We start from the raw sequence: 18518 nt of genomic DNA, 5'->3' as shown, positions 1-18518 counted from the left end.
GGATTTATTCAGCCTGTATGCCCGCCGTCTTGGCCACCTGTGACCAACGCGCCATTTCGGACTGGATCAAATCCTTGAACTGCTGCGGCGTGCCGCCCGCGGGCTCGATGCCGGCGGCGGCCAGTTTGTCGCGCACGTCCGGCGCGGCCAGCGCCTTGTTGGCCTCGGCGTTGAGCTTGGCGATCACATCCTTGGGCGTGCCCGCCGGCGCGAGCAGCCCGCCCCAGGTGCTGGTCTCGTAGCCTTTCAAGCCGGCCTCGGCCATGGTCGGCAACTCGGGGAAGAGCGCCGAGCGCTTGGGCGTGGTCACGGCCAGCGCGCGCAGCTTGTCGCCCTTCACCTGCGGCGCCACGGCGGCCACCGTGTCGAACATGAAGGCCGTGCGGCCCGCGATCAGGTCCGGATGCGCCGCCGTGCTGCCCTTGTAGGGCACGTGCGCCACGTCCACCCCGGCCATGCTCTTGAACAGCTCGGCCGACATGTGCGGCGCGCCGCCGTTGCCGCTGGAGGCGTAGCTGGCCTGGCCGGTGTGAGATTTCAGGTAGCCGACGAGCTCGCCGACGTTCCGGGCCGGGATGTCCTTGTTCACCACCAGCATCAGCGGCACCACGTGCGTCTGCACGACCGGCTCGAAGCTCTTCACGGTGTCGAAGGGCAGCTTCTTGTACATGCTAGGGTTGATGGCGTGGCTGCTGGCCACCAGCGCCAGCGTGTAGCCGTCCGGCGCGGCCTTGGCCACGAAGTCCGAGCCCAGCATGCCGGCCGCGCCGCCCTTGTTCTCGATGTTCACCGGCTGGCCCCAGACCGCGGTGAAGCGCGCGCCTATCAGCCGCGCGGCGATGTCTATGGCCCCGCCCGGCGAGGCCGGGACGACGATGGTGATGGGTTTGCTGGGGAAGGCCTGCTGCGCCTGCGCGCCGGCCGCGAGGGCGAGCGCGCCCGCTGCGGCCACCAGGCCGCGCCAAGGGGTGCTGTACGACATGGGAAACCTCCGCGTGCTGCTGCGCTTACTCGACCGTGATCTTTCGGTCCTGGATGATTTGCGCGTAGCGCTTGCGGTCCTCGCCAATGAGCTTGGCGAACGCCGCGGGCGTACCGGTGGCAGGGACGGCGCCGAGCTCGGAGAACTTCTTTTTCACCTCGTCCTGCGCCATGACGGCGCGCACCTCGGCGGCCAGCTTGTCGGCCACGTCCGCCGGTGTGCCGGCCGGCGCGAGCAGGCCTATCCAGGACACGCTGTTGAAGCCCGGCACGCCGGCCTCGGCCAGCGTGGGCACGTCCGGCAGCGCGGGCACGCGCTTGTCGCTGGTGACGGCCAGCGCGCGCAGCTTGCCGGCCTTGATGTGGCCGCTGGCCTCGAACACCGTCATGAAGGAAAGCTGCACGTGGCCGGCGATGAGATCCGACACGGCCGGGCCGCCGCCGCGGTAGGGCACGTGGATGATGAACGTGCCCGCGCTGTCCTTGAACATCTCGGCCGCCAGGTGCGGCCCGCCGCCTGCGCCGGAGCTGCTGTAGCTGAGCTGCCCGGGCTTGGACTTGGCGTAGGCGATGAACTCCTTGACCGTTTTCGCCGGCACGCCGGGGTTGACCATCATGGCCATCGGCAGCTCGGCCACGAGCGTGATGGGCTGGAAAGCCTTGTCCGCGTCGTAGGGCAGCTTCTTGTAGAGCGCCGGGTTGATCGCCTGCGTGCCCACGTTGCCCATGAGCAGCGTGTAGCCGTCCGGCTTGGCCTTGGCCACCAGGTCCGCGCCGATCTGGCCGGCGGCGCCGCCCTTGTTTTCCACCACCACGGGCTGGCCCAGGCGGCGGCTGAGCTGTTCGGCCACGATGCGCGCGCCCGTGTCGGTGCCGCCTCCAGGCGGGAAGGGCACGACCAGGGTCACGGCCCGCGTGGGCCAGGCCGTGGATTGCGCGGTGGCCGCTCCCGCGGCGGCAAGGGTCAGTGCGGCTGCGAGCAGCGGCAGCGCGAAGCGCGGTGTCATCAAGTTGTCTCCTGCTTGAACCTGGGCTGAAACGTCCGCGGGTGCGGTACTTGGCCGCTCCAGTCGTCGTACAACCAGTGTAGGAAGCCAACCTATAAAGGTCTAAGCTCAAATTTGGATCGTTCGATGCATGGATTGAATTGATGGACCTGTTTCAGCTGCGCTGTTTCGTCGCCGTGTGCGAGGAGCTTCACTTCGGCAAGGCGGCCACGCGCCAGCACATGACCCAGCCGCCGCTGAGCCGGCAGATCCAGTTGCTGGAGGCGTCGGTGGGCACGCGGCTGCTGGAGCGCACCAGCCGCAGCGTGCGGCCCACCCCGGCCGGCGCGGCGCTGTACCGGGACGCGCTGGAAATCCTGCGCCTGGCCGACCAGGCCGCGGCCAACGCACGGCTCACGGCGCAAGGCGACGCCGGCCGCGTCGTCGTCGGCTACACGGCGGTGGCGGGCTATGCGCTCATCCCGCAGTTGCTGCGCCTGACGCACGAGGCCTTGCCCGGCGTGGACATCGTGCTGGAGGAGATGGTGTCGGTGCAGCAATTGAAGGCCCTGGCCGCCGAGGCGCTGGACCTGGCCCTGGTGCGGCCGCTGCACTCCGAGGCCGACCTGGACTACCACTGCGTGGTGCGCGAGCCGATGCGCCTGGCCATCCCGCTGGACCATGCGCTGGCGCGCAAAGACCGCATCGCGCAGGCCGATGTGGAGCAGCAGCCGCTGGTCATGTACTCCGAGAAGGAGGGCAAGTACTTCCACGACAAGATCCGAAGCCTGTTCGCGGCGTCGGGCGTGTGCCCGCACTACGTGCACCACATCGGCCAGACGCACACCATCATGGCCCTGGTGCAGGCGGGCACAGGCTTGGCCATCGTGCCGGCCTCGGCCAGCTACCTGCGTTTCGAGAACGTCGTGTTCCGCGACCTGTGGCGCAAGGACGTCGTGGCGGAGATCTACCTGGCGTGGCGCCGCGCCGCGCGCAACCCGGCGCAGCGCCGGCTGCGCGAGCTGATCATCCAGGCCCTGGCGGGCCAGGCGGCCGGGGCGCTGGCCGGCGGCTGAGGCGTGCGTGGCGGGCCGGCGCCTAGGGCACGGCTGCGATGCTCAGGCCAATGCAGAAGGTTCGCCGACCGGGCTTCGGCTCCCGCAGCCCGCGCGTTCTTCTCCATGGAAGGCCACGGCGTCCCGTCCCCGCTGCTTGGCGCGGTACATCGCGTCGTCGGCCTGCTGCAGCAGTTGATCCGGCGTGAGCGCAGGGCAGGCCAGTGCGACGCCGATGCTGCAGGACAGCCCCGAGGAAGGCACGGCAGCCTTGACCTCCTGCAGCAGCTTGTGCGCCATGGCGCCCGCTTGTTGGAGGTCGCCAATGCCATCGGCCAGGATCACGAACTCGTCGCCGCCCAGCCGCCCCACGATGTCGTTCTTGCGAACGACACCGCGCAGCGCCTGCGCCACCGCCACCAGGGCCTGGTCGCCGGCCTGGTGCCCTTGCGTGTCGTTGAGCCGCTTGAATCCATCCAGGTCCAGGAACAACAGCGCTGCGGGCGTGCCATGGCGCTGGAGATGGTGCACCACCTGGTCCAGCGCCTTCATGAAGGCGCGCCGGTTGAGCAGGCCGGTGAGCGCATCGTGCAGCGCCATGGTGTTGAGCGTGGCCTCCAGGCGCTTGCGCTCGCTGATGTCGTGCATGAAGCCGGTGAACTCCCACGTGCCGCCCACCTGGGCACCGCTCCAGCTGAGCTCTATGGTCATCTCCTGCCCGTCGCGGCGGACTGCGGGAAGCTCAAGGCGGTTCGCCATGGCCGCGCCTCCACGGGACAGGAAGCCGGCAAGACCGTCATCGTGGTCTTGGCGCAGCGCCGGCGGCACGATGAGCGAGGACAGCGGCTGCCCAAGCGCTTCTTCCAGGCGCCAGCCGAACAAGCGCTCGGCGGCGGGGTTCCACTCGGTCACCAGGCCGCGGTCGTCCATCGACACGATGGCGTCGTTGGCGTGCAGGAGCATTGCGCGCAGCCGCGCCTCGCTCATATGCAATTGGGCCGCCATCTGCAGGCGCTGCTCATAGGCCAGCTGGCGGCCCAGTGCCCCGCCCAGGGTGGCGGCCATCAGCTCCAAGGTCTGCACCGCGGCGTCGTCGAAGCCGTGCGGCTCCCGTGCCAGGATCTTCAACACCCCGACCGCCTCGCCGGCGCAGAACAGCGGCGTGCAGACCATGGAGCGGACACCGATGCGCCGGCAGGCGTTGCGGTCCACCCGCGGATCTTCCTCGGTGTCGGCGCAGTGCAGGATTTCGAGGCGGGCCACGCTCAGGCCGGAGAGGCTGCCTTCCCGCTTCAGCCGCAGCCCCACATGGGCCGAAAACGAGGTGCTCGCGCAGCGGTAGACCATCTCGTCGTCCTCGACCAACTCGACGACGGCCCCCGCCGCGCCGGTGAGGGACTGCATGCTGTCCACGACGCGCTGCATGAAGGCATCCAGGTCCAACTCCGCATCCGACAGCTGCGATTGCGCCTGGATGATGCCGAGAAGCCGATCGAGCTGGGGAATGGTGGACGCCATGGCTTGCGAAGAACGAAAAAACCCCCTGTTATCGGCATTCCCGTGAAGAAGTTGAGCCCGGGGCACTGCCGGCGCGATTGCTCGCTATTTCTTATTTCTATTTGATCGGCGCGCCAGCACCGGGATTCAAGCCGTCCAGGCACAGCCGCAGCGCGGCCTGCGCGCATTCGACCGTCTCCTTGGGCGACAAATTGAAATGGAAGCGGTGGTAGTGCCAGGTCGTGGCGCTCAGGTAGTAGCGCACCTGGATGGCGGCGAGCCTGCGCTCGTGGGCGCTGCACTGCGGCGCATGGCTGTCGATGAGCGCATCCAGGCTTGGCCAGCGCTGGCTGATCACCTTCTCCCGCACCCGCTTGAACAGCTCGGTGTGCAGCACCGATTGCACCAGCGCCGCCTTGTCCTCGAAGCAGGGATACAGCCGCGCCGGGTACTCGCGCAGCGCCTGCACGCTGGCCGGCGGTGGCGGCAGTTGCAGCCCCTGCGCCGCGGCGCCGGCCACGGCGTCCAGAAAGGCGTCGCGCGAGGCGAAGTAGCGGAAGACCGTGCGCTCCGAAATCCCCGCGTGCCGCGCCACGGCGCGCGCGGTGACGTCGTTGACGTCCGCCTGCGCCAGCAGCTCCACGGCCGAGGCCAGGATGAGCTGCTGCGTGGCATCGGTGTGCCGTTCGGTCAAGGTGGGACGGCTTGACATGCGCTCTGCCTTCTTGTCATAGTGCATGACATCGTATCACTCCCGCAGGAGGCGCACATGGACGAAGCGACGCTGGTGAATGCAACGGTGGCGGACCGGCAGGCGGTCGTGGTGAAGGCCGGCGAGGGCGAGCGCCTGCCGGTGCTGGGCACGCAGGTGCGCTTTCTGTGCGAGGGCGCGCACATGGGGCGGCGCTTCTCGATGATGGAAGTGACGCTGCCGCTGGACATGGGGCCGCCCCCGCACGACCACGACTGGGACGAGGCGTATTACGTGCTCGAAGGGGACGTGCGCTTCCAGTTGGGCGACGAGTCCAGGCTCTTCACGCAGGGTGATTTCATCTATGCCCCCGGCGGCACGCTGCACGCGTTCAAGGGCGCGTCCAGCACGCCCGCGCGCGTGCTGGTGCTGGACGCGCCGGCGACCATGGAGGGTTTTTTCCGCGAAGCGGCGCGCGAGATCACCGTCTTCCCGCGCGACCTGGCCAAGGTGCCGGCGCTGGGCCAGAAGCACCAGTTGCGCTTCCGGCCGCCGGCTTGATGAGGGCACGGCGGCGGGCGCGGCGTGAGCTTCAGCGGCTGCCTGCGGCCGCCACCTGCTGCAGGCCTTGCGGGTCCAGGATGCGGATCTCACGCTGCCGCACCTCCAGCAGCCCCTGGGCCTGCAGCCATGTGAAGGCGCGGCTGACCGTCTCCTCCTTCATGCCCAGGTAGCTGCCCATGTCCTCGCGCGTCATGCGCAGCACCAGGGCCGAGGCCGAATAGCCCAGCGCCTGCAGCCGCTGCGTCAGCCGTATCAGGAAGGCGGCCAACCGCTCGCGCACCCCCAGGCTGCCCAGCAGCAGCATCACGCCGTGGTCGTGGACGATGAGGCGGCTCATGATGCGCAGCAACTGCTGCTGCAGCGCCTGCACGTCCGCGCCCACGCCCAACTGGCGTCCGAAGGGGATGACGCAGACCTGCGAGTCCTCCAGCGCCACCGCGTCCACCGTGTGGCGCCCGCTGGCGATGCCGGCCAGGCCCAGCAGGTCGCCCGCCATTTGAAAACCCGCCACCTGCTCGCGCCCGTCCTGCGCCGTGACGCGGGTCTTGAAGAAGCCCGTGCGCACCGCGTAGAGCGACTCCAGCGGTGCGCCGGCCCGCAGCAGCGCCTGGCCGCGGGGCACGGCGAGCTGTGCGCTGACCATCCCGTCCAGCCAGGCCGCCGCCGTGGCGTGCAGGCCTTGCGGCAGGCAAAGGCTGCGCAGGTGGCAGCCGGAACAAGCCACCCGGGGCGGCGGCTCCTGGCGTGAAAGCGGCAAGGGGTGAGGCATGGCGTTGGGCGGAACGCGGAATTCCTGGGCGGTACTGCGAAAACGGCAAACTGTATACAGTTCTGCGCACAAATTGCAGGCCGAGGCCGGCATGCCCTCAACGCGTGCAGGCCTTGGCTTCGTCTCTGGCAAGCCGTTTGAACAGCCATGTCCACGTCGTTTCCCTGTGCGCTGCGCATCACCTTGCGCGGCCTGGCCCAGATTTTTCTGCTCAGGCGCGCCGCTTCCGGCCTGCTGGTGGGCGCCGGCGTGCTGCTGGCCTCGCCGCGGCTGGCCGGCGTGGCGCTGCTGGGCAGCGCACTGGGCGCGGCGCTGGCCTGGCTGCTGGGCCGCCCGCGCGAGGAGGTGCGCGCCGGGCTGCACGGCTACAACGCCGCGCTGGCGGCGATGGCGTTGCAGGTGCTGTACGCGCCGCCCTTCCTGGCCCTGGTTTGGGCCGCGGTAGCGGCCACGCTGGCCGGCGTGCTGTGGCGCGGCGTGCACGGCTGGCCGGTGCCGGCGTACACGGTGCCCTTCCTGCTCACGGCGTGGATCGTGATGGCGCTGGCGCCGCAGTGGAGCCTGCAGCCGCAGCCGTCTCCCGCTGCCGACGGCTTTGGCTTGGGCGCAGGCCTGTTGCACGGCCTGGGCCAGGTGGTGTTCGTCCAGAGCGTACCGGCGGCGCTGTGCGCCGTGGCGGCCATCGCGCTGGAGTCGCCGCGCCTGGCGCTGCGGGTGCTGGCCGCCTCGGCGCTGGGCCTGGCCCTGGGCACGCTGGCCGAGCGGCCCGCGGGCGATTTGTCGGCCGGCCTGGCCGGCTTCAATGCCGTGCTGTGCGCGCTGGCCCTGGGCGCGCGAGCCTCGCTGCCGGCGTGCCTGGCGGCGGCAACGGGCGCCACGGCCTTGTCCCTGGCCGCGCAGGGCGCCGGCATTCCCGCGTTTACGGCGCCTTTCATCCTGTGCTCCTGGGCGGCGCTGCTGGCCGCACGGCGCGGCCGGTAACGCCGCCAGCAAGCCCTCCACAGGGCACGTTTACAAGGTGCAACACGCCACCACAGGTTGAGGACGCACCTTTAAAAACATCGATTCGGCAAGGGATTTTTCAGGCAAGGCCTGAACAGGAATAGGCGCTATTCCGGAACCCGGGGCGGGCTCTACGGGTTTACGCGAGCCGGATGGCATGCCGCTTTGTATACACTTTGGTCCAAGTCGCCGCGGAGCCCGGCCCAAGCGCCATGCTTGTTGTCCAGGTTGCGACTATCGCTCCTCACAGAGCCCGCTGTGGTGAGGGGATGGGCCGGAGCACACCTGGGCGCCGGCCATCTCCCTGCAGTTTTCAGATGGACATCTCCTATCTGGTCGACTGGGCCAACCTGCTGCTGCGCTGGGCCCACGTCATCACCGCCATCGCCTGGATCGGCGCCTCCTTCTACTTCGTGATGCTGGACAACAGCCTCGGCGCGCCCACGCATTCGGACCTGAAGAACAAGGGCGTGGACGGCGAGATGTGGGCCGTGCACGGCGGCGGCTTCTACCACTCCAACAAGTACATGGTGGCGCCCAAGTGGCTGCCGCTGCCCGAGAACCTGCACTGGTCGTACTGGGAGAGCTACTCGACGTGGCTCACGGGGTTCGGCCTCTTCACGGTCCTGTACCTCTTCAACGCCGGGACCTTCCTGGTGGACAAGAGCGTGCACGACTGGTCCGCGGGCGCGGCCATCGGTGCGGCGCTGGGTTTCCTCGCGGCCTTCTGGCTGCTGTACGACGGCATCTGCCGCACGCTGGGCCGCAGGAAGAACGGTGACCTGATCGTCGGCGTGCTGGTCTTCGCGCTGGTGGTGTTCGCGGCCTGGCTGGCCTGCCAGCTGTTCGCGGGCCGCGCGGCCTTCCTGCTGGTGGGCGCGATGATGGCCACGTCCATGAGCGCCAACGTGTTCTTCTGGATCATCCCGGGCCAGCGCACCGTGGTGGCGCAACTGCGCGCCGGGCAGCCCGTGGACCCGGTGCACGGTCAGCGCGGCAAGCAGCGCAGCGTGCACAACACCTACTTCACGCTGCCGGTGCTGATCGCCATGCTGTCCAACCACTACGGCTGGCTGTATCAGGCCAAGAACAACTGGCTGGTGCTGGTGCTGCTGATGCTGGCCGGCGCGTTGATCCGCCACAGCTTCGTCTCGCGCCACAAGGCGCACGTGCTGGGCAAGCGCACGCCGTGGGAGCACGCCGTGGTGGGCTCGCTGGCCCTGGTCGGCATGGCGCTGTGGCTGGCCCCTCCGCCGCGCGAGGCCGCCGGCATGGCCGCCGCGCAGCTTGCGGAGCCGGTGAAATTCCAGCAGGTGCAGGCCATCGTCGAGCAGCGCTGTTCCATGTGCCACAACGCGCAGCTCCAGAACAAAAACGTCGCGCTGCACACGGCCGACCTCATCAAGGTCAACGCCCAAGGCATCTACCAGCAGGCCGTGGTGCAAAAGACCATGCCGCTGAACAACGCCACGCAGATCACCGACGCCGAGCGTGCCCTGTTGGGCCGCTGGTTCGAAGCCGGCGCCCAGGCCCAGTAAGCGGCCGCCGCTTCTCGCAGTCCACCCACAAGGGCTGCCTCCCATGCAGGCGCCGCCCAAAGGCGCCGCGGGCAGCCCACCCCCAGGAGACACGGATGTCCAACGCTGACACGCTTGGAGCGGCCCCTGCCATGGCCGCCGCGACCGACCCACAGGAGGATCCCAAGGCCGTCCACCCGGTGGACGAGGTACTGCCCGCGGGCAAGCTGGCCGTGCTGGGTTTGCAGCACGTGCTGGTGATGTATGCCGGCGCGGTGGCGGTGCCGCTGATCATCGGCGGCGCCTTGAAGCTGCCCAAGGACCAGATCGCGCTGCTCATCAACGCCGACCTGCTGTGCTCCGGCATCGTCACGCTGATCCAGGCCATCGGCTTCTGGCGCTTCGGCATCCGGCTGCCGGTGATGATGGGCGTGACCTTCGCTGCCGTCGGCCCCATGCTGGCCATGGCGGCCAACCCCGATCTCGGCCTGCCGGGCATCTTCGGAGCGGTCATGGCCTCGGGCGTGTTCGCCACGCTGATCGCGCCCTTCATCAGCCGCTTGCTGCCGCTGTTTCCGCCGGTGGTCACGGGCGTGATCATCGCGACCATCGGCCTGTCGCTCATCCGCGTGGCCGCCAATTGGGCCGGCGGCGGCGCGGCCAACCCGAACTTCGGCGATCCGCTTTACTTGGGCGTGGCGCTGGCGGTGCTGCTGTCCATCGTGCTGATCACGCGCTTCGTCCGCGGCTTCTTCGCCAACGTGTCGGTGCTGCTGGGCTTGATCGTCGGTTTCCTCATCGCGCTGTCGCTGGGCCAGGTGAGCTTTGCCGGCATCGCCGAGGCGCCCTGGGTGGGCGCGGTCTATCCCTTCATGTTCGGTGCGCCCAAGTTCGACGCCGTGGCCATTGCGACGATGTGCGTGGTGATGGTGGTGGTGATGATCGAGTCCATGGGCATGTTCCTGGCGCTGAGCGACTTGACGAACAAGCCCATCACCCGCGAGGACCTGGCGCGCGGCCTGCGCGTGGACGGGCTGGGCACGCTCATCGGCGGCGTGCTCAACACCTTCCCGCACACCTCCTTCTCGCAGAACGTGGGCCTGGTGGGCGTCACCGGTGTGAAGAGCCGCTACGTGTGCGTGGCCGGCGGCTTCATCATGCTGGCGCTGGGCATGCTGCCCAAGCTGGCGCTGACCGTCGCCTCGGTGCCGCAGTTCGTCCTGGGCGGCGCGGGCATCGTGATGTTCGGCATGGTGGCGGCCACGGGCATACGCATCCTGCACGCCGTGGAGGTGCGCGGCGCCAAGCGCCACAACCTCTACATCATGGCCATCAGCCTGGGCGTGGGCCTGATCCCGGAAATCTCGCCGCGCTTCTTCAACAAGATGCCCCACGCGCTGGAGCCCATCCTGCACAGCGGCATCCTGCTGGCGGCCGTCACCGCGGTCATTCTCAACCTCGTCTACAACGGCTGGGAAAAGGTCAGCGCCGAGGAGCCGCATGCGCATTGAGGCGGGCGAATGCAGGCGCCAGGACGGCGCCTCGCGCAGCTCAAAACAACATACGCGATTGAACCGGCAACGTCAGCCCTCCTTGGCACGCCGTTTTCGCAAGGCCACGATCGGTACGGCGCTTTGCTTGCGCTTCTGAGATAGGTTGAAGAAGACAAAAGGGAAATCAGGCTGTTCAGCGGTGGGGGGCAGTGGCCGGAACGGGAGCCTTTTGTTTGTGGGCCAAACGCGTATGTTGTGAATGAGAGAGCTCAGTGGGACCGATGCGAAGCAATACTCGCCGACAGGCGCCGCCAAGCGCCGGGAACCGCAGGGTGCATCGCAAAAAAGGCGTGCAGGCCAGGCCCTGCACGCTTTTTCGTTGCATCAGCAACTTCACATAACTGTTATTGAAGTGCTCATGGCCCTGCGGCGATGCCGTGCTCCAAGCGGCCGCCATCCGCTCCTGCAACCGAAGTAGATACGCTGGTGGACGCCAAGAGTCCGGGCTCAGCCCACGGGCGGCAAGGCCGCCACATTGACGCAATGCGGCGGCCGCCGCCCTTGCAGCAGGCACAGCACCGCGTCCGCCGTGCCCTCGCTCATGCGGCGCATGCTCTCCACCGTCAGGCCGGCAGCGTGCGGCGACAGCAGCACGTTGGGCAGCGCCAGCAGCGGATGGCCCGCGGGCAGCGGCTGCGTGGTGAAAACGTCCAGCGCCGCCCCGTGCAGCCGGCCGGTGGCCAACGCGTGCAGCAGTGCCGCCTCGTCCAGCACTGCGCCGCGCGACACGTTGACCAGCACCGCATCGGCCTTGAGCAGGCCCAGCCGCCGCGCATCGATGAGCCCGCGCGAGCCCTCGGTCAGCGCGCAGGCCAGCACCAGCGCATCACAGCGCTCGCACAGCGTGTCCAGCCCGCAACCCTCGACGAAGGGCGGCAAGGCGTCCAGCCGGCGCTGGTGGCCCAGCACCTTCATGCCGTAGCCGAAGGCCGCGATCTCGGCCACGCGGCGGCCGATGTCGCCCACACCGACCAGCCCAAGCGTCGCGCCGTGCAGCTCGCGCGCGCCGTCGGCCAGCGCGCGGGCCGCCTCCCAGCCGCCGCGGCGCAGGCGCTGGTCCATCAGCGCGCTGCCGCGGCGCAGCAGCTGGATCGCGCCCATGACGTGCTCGGCCACCGCGTGGCGGTTGGAGCCCGGCACGTTGGCCACCGGAATGCCGCGCGCGCTGGCCGCCTCGACCGGGATCATGTCCACGCCCACGCCGTGGCGGACGATGCCGCGCAGGCGCAGCGCGTGCTCCAGCAAGTCGGCCGGCAGGGCCGAGCGGACGACGAGCACGTCCGCCTGCGCCACCAGCCGGCGCAGCGTCGCGGCCGACGTGTCGCCGGCCAGCCGGACCTCGGCCACCGCGGCGATGCGGGCTTCGCCGGCCGGGTCCATGGGGCCGGTCAGCAGGACCACGGGCCGCGCGCTCATGGGCGCCCCCTTCGCAGCGGCCGCGCCGGGGCGCTCATTCCGGCGTCACTCCGGCGTCGCGAACGACCTTGGACCACATCGCGCGCTGCGCCGCGATGTGTGCGGCAAAGGGCTCCACGCCGCTGCCCACCGCCTCCACGCCCAGCGCGGCGAACTGCGCCTTCACGTCGGCTTGCCTGAGCGCGCCGGCGATCTCGGCGTTGAGCTTGTCGACCACGGCCCTGGGCGTGCCTGCCGGCGCCGCCAGGCCGAACCAGACGCTCACCTCGTAGCCAGGCACGCCGGCCTCGGCGACGGTGGGCACGTCGGCCAGCAGCGGCGAGCGCGCCGGCGTCGTCACCGCCAGCACCCGCATCTTGCCGGACTTGATGTGCGGCAGCACGTTGGAGATGTTGTCGAACATCACCTGCACCTGCCCGCCTATGAGGTCCGTCACCGCCGGGCCACTGCCCTTGTAGGGCACATGCGTGATGTCCACGCCCGCCATCTGCTTGAATTTCTCCATGGACAGGTGGTTGGAGCTGCCGATGCCGGTGGAGGCGTAGCTCAGCGTGCCGGGCTTGGCCTTGGCCATCGCGATGAGCTCCTTGACCGAGTGCACCGGCAGCGAGGGGTGGACGACCAGCAGGTTGGCGGTGGTTGCCGCCAGCGTGATGGGCGCGAAGTCCTTCTGCGAGTCGTAGGGCAACTTGGCGAAGATGTAGGGATTGACCGCGAACGAGAAGGGCACGATGCCCAGCGTGTAGCCATCGGCCGCGGCCTTGGCGACCTGGTCCAGGCCTATCACCGTTGCGCCGCCGGGCCGGTTCTCGACCACCACGGGCTGGCCCCAGGCGGCCTGCAGCTTCACGCTGATGGTGCGCGCCAGCGTGTCGTTGAAGCCGCCGGGCGGATAGGGCACGACGATCCTGATGGGCTTGGCGGGGTAGGCGCCGGCGCCTTGCGCGAGCGCGGGCGCGGTGCCGGCCAGGCCCGCGAGGGCAGCAAGGCTCGCGGCGGCGAGCAGCAGGGAACGCTTGAGCATGGGTGTCTCCTGTGTCGTTGTAGTCGGGCTCCGGTCGCCGCGGCCGCGCCATGGCGACCGGGGGCCGGCGCCCCGGGGCTCAGAACTTGACCACGTAGCCCGGCCCGTCTATGGCGGGGAATTCGGCGAAGACCTTTTCGTCCACGTCCATGCCTATGCCCGGCTTCTCAGGCGGCTCGACGCAGCCGTCGGCGCCTAGGGCGAAGGGCACGCCGAACATGTCGCGCAGCGGGTTGAAGCGCGAGACGCAGGCCTCGAAGTAGCCGCCGTTGTCCAGCGCGGCCAGGAAGTGCAGCGTCGCCGCGTGGTTGATGCCGGTAGCCGAGCAGTGCGGGTGCACCGTGATGCCGAAGGCCGAGGCCATGGCCGCGATGCGCAGCGCCTCCGTGATGCCGCCGGTCTTCGAGAGGTCCGGCTGCCACAGCGTCACCGCCCTGTCCTCCAGCAGCCGGGCGAAGTCCCAGCGCGTGTAGTGGTTCTCCCCGGCGGCAATGGGCAGCGACGGCGCCAGCGTGGCGGCGATGCGGTAGGCACCGAAATCCAGCGCACTGAAGGGTTCCTCCAGCCAGCCCACGCGCGCCTCGGCCAGCGTGGGGATCACGCGGCGCGCGTCGGCCAGCGACCAGGCGGTGTTGGCGTCGGTGAGGATGTCCACGTCCGGCCCAAGCGCCTCGCGCACCGCGCGCACGCGCGCGGCGTCGTCGCGCGGGTTGTCGCCCAAGCGCAGCTTGAGCGCGCGGTAGCCCGCGGCGACGTGGCCGCGCGCCTCCTCCACCAGCTGCGGCACCGGCTGGAATCCCAGCGAAATGCCGCCGGCATACGCCGGCATCCGCTTGCGGCTGCCGCCCAGGAGCCGGTACAGCGGCATGCCCGCGGCCTTGCCGCGGATGTCCCACAGGGCCAGGTCTATGCCCGACAGGGCCAGCGCCGCGCCGGCGCCCAGGCCGTGGCTGGAGAGCTGCATGCGGTGCACGCGCGACCACACGCCCACCACGTCGCAGGCGTCCATGCCCACGAGCATGGGGTTGAGCGTGGCGTTGACCAGCGCGGCAACGGCGCCGGGGCTGCGGCCCGGGTGGGCCTCGCCGTAGCCGGTGAGCCCCTCGTCGGTCTCGACGCGGACGACGATGGCGTCGCGCTTGATGGTGGCGCCCACGCCGACCTTGACGGTCTGCCCTTCCGGCAGGCGATAGGACAGCGGGATGGCGGTGATGCGGGTGATCTTCATGCGGAGCTTCCGGTTCGGTTTTGCAGGTAGCCACGCGCGGGCGCCAGGCCCTGGCGGGCCAGCGCGGCGGCGGCGGTGGCGACGAACTCGCGCGGCAGCCGTGTGCCGGCGTGCAGGCGCGGCGGCTGGGCCATGCCCGCCGCTTCGCCATGGGCCATGACGTGATCCAGCGCCTTGTTCGCGTTGGTGAAGGCGTTGCCCACCGGCAGCGCGGCGGCCGCGGCGAACACCGGCTCCACCACGGCCTCGATGCGGGCCGACAGCGCCTGCGCCTGCTCGCGCCGGCCGGCGCACAGCGCATCGAGCACGCCGCCCAGCGCCGCGCCCAGGCCATTAGCGGTGCTCAGCAAGGCGCCGTCGTAGCGGCCGCCGCCCGCCTTGGGGTGGCGCGCATAGCCGCCCTCGGCGCCGCGCAGCAGCAGCACGCCGTCGGCGTCGTCCGCGGCCTGGGCCAGCGTGTCCTCACCGCTGGTGTCCTTGAGCATCAGCAAGTTGGCGTGGCGCGCCACCAGCGCGGCATAAGTGGCCGCAGCGATGCGGTTGCCCGTGACCTGCGGCAACTGGTAGAGCGACACGGGCACGCCGCTGGCCAGCAGCTCGTCGAGCGCGCTGCCCAGCTCGTCCTGCGACAGCGCCTGGCCGTGCGGCGCGCACAGCGTGAGGGCCGCCACGCCGCAGCGCGCGAAGGCCTCGGTCGGGTCGTCGGTGCCGGCCTGCGCGCACAGCGCGGCCACCGTGGCGGCCATGGCCTGCCGCATGCCTTGCGCCGTGGGCTTGAGCACGCCCAGCAACACCGCGAAGCCGCGCTCGCGGGCCAGCGGCAGCATCTCGGCCACCAGGCGCTGGCGCTGCGCCTCGTCCAGCTCCCAGCCGTCGCCGGTGGAGCCGGCCAGCAGCAGGCCGCCGACGTGGGGGCGTATCGCGTCGAGCTGGCGGGCCGTGCGCTCCAGGTCGAGCGAGCCGTCGTCGCGGTAGTGCGTCAGCAGCGGGCACCACAGGCGCGGCGCACCCGCGGGCAGCAGTTGCCGCAACAGCTCGCGCCGCCGTGCGGCAACGGGCCTCGTCTCCTTGGTCATGGTCGTCCTCGTGTGAAGGGATGCGACGCAGTCTAGGAAGCGGCGGCCGTCACAAAAAGATATGCCGTGTCATTTCAGCTATGCTTCCCAAGCATGCCTACGCCTGAGCTGAACCTGCACCGCATCGAAGCTTTCCTGGCTGTGATGGAGCTGGGGAACATCTCGCGCGCGGCGGCACACATCGAGGTGGCGCAGTCGGTCGTGAGCCGGCACCTTGCGGCGCTGGAGGCGCAGTTGGGCTGCCGGCTGTTCGAGCGCACGGGCCGGGGCGTGGCGCCCACGCCGTCGGCGGCGCGCTTGGCACCGCGGCTGCGCGCCGCGATGGACGAGATGCTGCGCGCCACCACCGAAGCCGCCGAAACCGGCAACCAGCCCGGCGGCGTGGTGCGCCTGGGGGTGGTGCCGTCGGTGGCGCAACCGCTGGTGGGCCGGCTCTACCAGCGTGTGGCCGAGCGGCTGCCGCGCGTGCAGCTGCAGTTCGTGGAGGGCTTCAGCAATGCGCTGGAGGAGCAGGTGGCCGACGCGCGCATAGACCTCGCGGTGATCAACCGCTTCGGCCGTCAGGTGCGCCGCGGCGAGGAGCGGCTGTGCGTGCTGGAGAGCCTGGTGATCGGCCCGGCCGGCATGTTCGCGCCGGATCAGGCGCTGAGCTTTCGCCAGCTCGCCGAGCGGCCGCTGGTGCTGGCGACGCGGCCCAACGGGCGCGCGCCTTTCGACCAAGCCTCGCGCCACACCGGGGTGAAGCTGCGCGTCGTGGCCGAGTCCGACTCGCTGCTGGTGATGAAGGCCTTGATCCTGGATGCGGGCCTGTGCACCGTGCTGCCGCGCCAGGCGGTGCAGGATGAGCTGCACCGCGGCTTGATGTCGGCAGCCCGCCTGGTGCGGCCCTCGATTCCGCGTGTGCTGTCACTGGTGTCCGCGCCCCGCCATGCCGGCAGCGAGGCCGCGCGCGCGGTGGCGCGCGAACTGCGCGAGCTGGTGGACGAGGCGTTGCAGCAAGGCGCCTGGTAGACGCTGGCCGCCGCGGCCCGCGCCCAGGCGCGGGCCGGGATCCGTCGGGAATCGACAAGCATCAGCCGGGGATCGGCCAGGAACAGGCCCAGAGGGGTTCAGCCCTCAAAAGCTGGTCCATTCGTCGTCGCCCCCCTCGGCCACGGCGTGCTGGCGCGGGGCGGCCAGTGCCTGGGCAGGTGCCGGCCTGGTGCGCAAGCCGGTGCGCGCCACGCTGGAGGGCTGGCCGCAGGCGCGGCGCGTGGCGGCAGTGGCCTGCGGCAGCGGTTTCACGGGCGCGAACGCGGCCGGTGCGGGCCGCTCGCCCGGGTCCATGGCGGCGCCGCCCTGGTGGCCCAGGCGGAACACCGCTACCGCGTCCACCAGGCGCTGCGACTGCAGGCGCAGGCTCTCGGCGGCGGCGGCGCTTTCCTCCACCAGCGCCGCGTTCTGCTGCGTGACCTGGTCCATCTGCGACACCGCCTCGCCGATCTGCGAAACGCCCTTGTGCTGCTCGGCGCTGGCGGCGTTGATCTCGCCCATGAGGTCCGTCACGCGGCGAATCGCGCCCACGACCTCCTCCATGGTCTGGCCGGCCTGCGCCACCTGCGCCGAGCCCTCGCCCACGCGCTGCACGCTGTCGGTGATGAGCGCCTTGATCTCCTTGGCCGCCTGCGCGCTGCGCTGCGCCAGGGTGCGCACTTCGCCGGCCACGACGGCGAAGCCGCGGCCCTGCTCGCCGGCACGCGCGGCTTCCACGGCCGCGTTGAGCGCCAGGATGTTGGTCTGGAAGGCGATGCCGTCGATGGTGCCGATGATGTCGGAGATCTTGCGCGAGCTCTCCTCCATGCCTTGCATGGTGTTCACCACCTGCTGCACGACCGAGCCGCCCCGGACCGCCACGGACGAGGCGCCCTGGGCCAGCTGGTCGGCCTGGCCGGCGTTGTCGGCGTTGTGGCGCACGGTGCTGCCCAGCTCGTCCATGGCGGCGGCGGTCTGCTGCAGCGCCGAGGCCTGCTCCTCGGTGCGCTGGCTCAGGTCCTGGTTGCCATGGGCGATCTGCGAGCTGGCCGAGGCCACGCTTTCCGCGCCCTGCCGCACGGTAGCCACCACCTGCGACAGTGACGATTGCATGCGCGCCACGGCGGCCATCACGCTGGCCGGCGCGTCCGGCGGCACGCTCAGCGGCTGGCTCAGGTCGCTGTCGGCCACGCGGTTCACGATGTCGGCCAGCTCCGCCGGCTCCGCACCCAGCGCCTTGCGCAGGCCGCGGGCCGTCACCCAGGCCACCGCGCCGCCGATCACGGCCATGAGCAGCGCCAGCACGCCCATGACGCTCATGGCCGTCTGCACGGTGGCTTCGGATTCGCGGGCCAGCTCCTTGGCCATGTCCTGCTGCATGTCGCGCGACTCCATGACCGCCTTGAAGATGACGTGCTGCAACTCGCGCGCGGGCCCAAGCAACTGCTTGCCGGCCTCGGCCTTGTTGCCCTGGTCGGCCAATTCGAGGGCCTTGTCCACGGCAGTGACAAACTGCCCCCGGTTGTCCTCAATGGTTTTCAGCAGTTCCTTGCCTCGCGGTATGACGATGACTTTGTCAAACTCGACCAGCAGGGCCGCATTCTTTTCGCGGTAATGCCTGATCTTTTCCCGCTCACCGGCCTGAAAATTCTTGTCGTCGCTGATCAAATAATTGCGGGCAGAGCGCGCCACGCCGTCGAAATTGTCCAGCATCTCGCTGAACTCGGCAATTTTGACCAACCGGTTGTGGGCCAGCTCATCGACTTTGCCATCCAGGCTTTTCATGGTGGACAAGGAATAGGCAGAAATACTCAGGCCAATAGCGGCCACGGTACCAAAAGCCAGAGCCAGGCGGGCTGAAGTGCCCAGTCGAGTGTGCTGCGTCATGATGCGTGAATGGTTTTATGGGCTCGTTATCGGAATTTCATGTTTTCCGAACATGAAATGCCATCGAGTGGCCACTTATCAAGCAGCCCGCATCTCCGATAATTGGGCAACGACCCATTCACCACGAGATGTTGAAAGCATGACGAAAGCACGATTTGGATCTGTTACAGCACTGTCAAGCATGCCTTTGGACAAAATATGTCCAAGCCCACACAGATACACAACTGACACGAAACTGACGCAAATTGTGGCCGATTTGTG

At 69.6% G+C, this 18518-nt stretch carries 16 protein-coding genes; 6 read left to right on the top strand and 10 right to left on the bottom strand.

The genetic code is table 11. The features are described from left to right. Window positions 1–4: 4 nt before the first annotated feature. Both SM757_RS25000 and SM757_RS24995 read right to left on the bottom strand, forming a co-directional pair. Window positions 5–982, bottom strand: coding sequence for a tripartite tricarboxylate transporter substrate binding protein (locus tag SM757_RS25000; protein ID WP_322467472.1), 978 nt, complete (start codon window positions 980–982; stop codon window positions 5–7). A gap of 25 nt (window positions 983–1007) precedes the next feature. After that, window positions 1008–1988, bottom strand: a complete 981-nt coding sequence (locus tag SM757_RS24995; RefSeq protein WP_066343116.1) for a Bug family tripartite tricarboxylate transporter substrate binding protein — start codon at window positions 1986–1988, stop codon at window positions 1008–1010. 143 nt (window positions 1989–2131) lie between these two features. Between SM757_RS24995 and SM757_RS24990 the strand changes: the two genes are divergently transcribed. Then, window positions 2132–3043, top strand: a complete 912-nt coding sequence (locus tag SM757_RS24990) for a LysR family transcriptional regulator (RefSeq protein ID WP_322467471.1) — start codon at window positions 2132–2134, stop codon at window positions 3041–3043. Between the two features lie 42 nt (window positions 3044–3085). Here the strand turns inward: SM757_RS24990 and SM757_RS24985 are convergent, their stop codons facing one another. Both SM757_RS24985 and SM757_RS24980 read right to left on the bottom strand, forming a co-directional pair. Then, window positions 3086–4540: a diguanylate cyclase domain-containing protein gene (locus SM757_RS24985; protein WP_066343120.1), complete on the bottom strand. Its 1455-nt coding sequence runs from the start codon at window positions 4538–4540 to the stop codon at window positions 3086–3088. A gap of 97 nt (window positions 4541–4637) precedes the next feature. Further along, entirely contained in the window at window positions 4638–5231 is a 594-nt protein-coding gene (locus SM757_RS24980) for a helix-turn-helix domain-containing protein (RefSeq protein ID WP_322467470.1), read from the bottom strand. A gap of 57 nt (window positions 5232–5288) precedes the next feature. Between SM757_RS24980 and SM757_RS24975 the strand changes: the two genes are divergently transcribed. Next, window positions 5289–5771, top strand: a complete 483-nt coding sequence (locus tag SM757_RS24975) for a cupin domain-containing protein (protein ID WP_322467469.1) — start codon at window positions 5289–5291, stop codon at window positions 5769–5771. 31 nt (window positions 5772–5802) lie between these two features. On the opposite strand, the gene SM757_RS24970 is transcribed toward SM757_RS24975, so the two are convergent. Further along, window positions 5803–6543, bottom strand: coding sequence for a helix-turn-helix domain-containing protein (locus SM757_RS24970; protein WP_322467468.1), 741 nt, complete (start codon window positions 6541–6543; stop codon window positions 5803–5805). A 147-nt stretch (window positions 6544–6690) separates the two neighbouring features. Here SM757_RS24970 and SM757_RS24965 point away from each other — a divergent pair, with 147 nt between their 5' ends. The 3 genes from SM757_RS24965 (at window position 6691) to SM757_RS24955 (ending at window position 10573) form a co-directional block, all read left to right on the top strand. After that, a complete protein-coding gene (locus SM757_RS24965) occupies window positions 6691–7524 on the top strand; it encodes an urea transporter (RefSeq protein WP_322467467.1) in 834 nt (277 codons plus the stop codon). 338 nt (window positions 7525–7862) lie between these two features. Next, window positions 7863–9083 (top strand): urate hydroxylase PuuD, encoded by a 1221-nt coding sequence (locus SM757_RS24960; RefSeq protein WP_322467466.1) that lies wholly within the window; start codon window positions 7863–7865, stop codon window positions 9081–9083. A 131-nt stretch (window positions 9084–9214) separates the two neighbouring features. After that, on the top strand, window positions 9215–10573 hold the full coding sequence (locus tag SM757_RS24955) for a nucleobase:cation symporter-2 family protein (protein ID WP_322467473.1): 1359 nt from the start codon (window positions 9215–9217) through the stop codon (window positions 10571–10573). A 489-nt stretch (window positions 10574–11062) separates the two neighbouring features. On the opposite strand, the gene SM757_RS24950 is transcribed toward SM757_RS24955, so the two are convergent. The 4 genes from SM757_RS24950 to SM757_RS24935 form a co-directional block, all read right to left on the bottom strand. Continuing rightward, complete coding sequence (locus tag SM757_RS24950; RefSeq protein ID WP_322467465.1) at window positions 11063–12031, bottom strand: NAD(P)-dependent oxidoreductase; 969 nt, start codon at window positions 12029–12031, stop codon at window positions 11063–11065. A gap of 34 nt (window positions 12032–12065) precedes the next feature. Further along, the gene (locus SM757_RS24945) at window positions 12066–13055 is read right to left on the bottom strand and encodes a tripartite tricarboxylate transporter substrate binding protein (protein WP_066343051.1); all 990 of its coding nucleotides are present in this window, start codon (window positions 13053–13055) and stop codon (window positions 12066–12068) included. A gap of 79 nt (window positions 13056–13134) precedes the next feature. Continuing rightward, window positions 13135–14283: a mandelate racemase/muconate lactonizing enzyme family protein gene (locus tag SM757_RS24940; protein WP_322467464.1), complete on the bottom strand. Its 1149-nt coding sequence runs from the start codon at window positions 14281–14283 to the stop codon at window positions 13135–13137. Beyond that, a complete protein-coding gene (locus SM757_RS24935) occupies window positions 14280–15359 on the bottom strand; it encodes a dihydrodipicolinate synthase family protein (protein ID WP_322467463.1) in 1080 nt (359 codons plus the stop codon). Before SM757_RS24935 ends, SM757_RS24940 begins: the two co-directional genes overlap by 4 nt. A 93-nt stretch (window positions 15360–15452) precedes the next feature. Here SM757_RS24935 and SM757_RS24930 point away from each other — a divergent pair, with 93 nt between their 5' ends. Then, complete coding sequence (locus tag SM757_RS24930; RefSeq protein WP_066343055.1) at window positions 15453–16370, top strand: LysR family transcriptional regulator; 918 nt, start codon at window positions 15453–15455, stop codon at window positions 16368–16370. Between the two features lie 105 nt (window positions 16371–16475). Here SM757_RS24930 and SM757_RS24925 read toward each other — a convergent pair whose 3' ends face one another. Beyond that, complete coding sequence (locus SM757_RS24925) at window positions 16476–18257, bottom strand: methyl-accepting chemotaxis protein (RefSeq protein ID WP_322467462.1); 1782 nt, start codon at window positions 18255–18257, stop codon at window positions 16476–16478. Window positions 18258–18518 lie beyond the last annotated feature (261 nt).

It is taken from the genome of Azohydromonas lata, from assembly GCF_034427735.1.
Lineage (GTDB): Bacteria > Pseudomonadota > Gammaproteobacteria > Burkholderiales > Burkholderiaceae_C > Azohydromonas > Azohydromonas lata.
The sequence above is the reverse complement of the archived record's forward strand: the minus strand, read 5'-3'. Positions and strand labels throughout refer to the sequence as shown.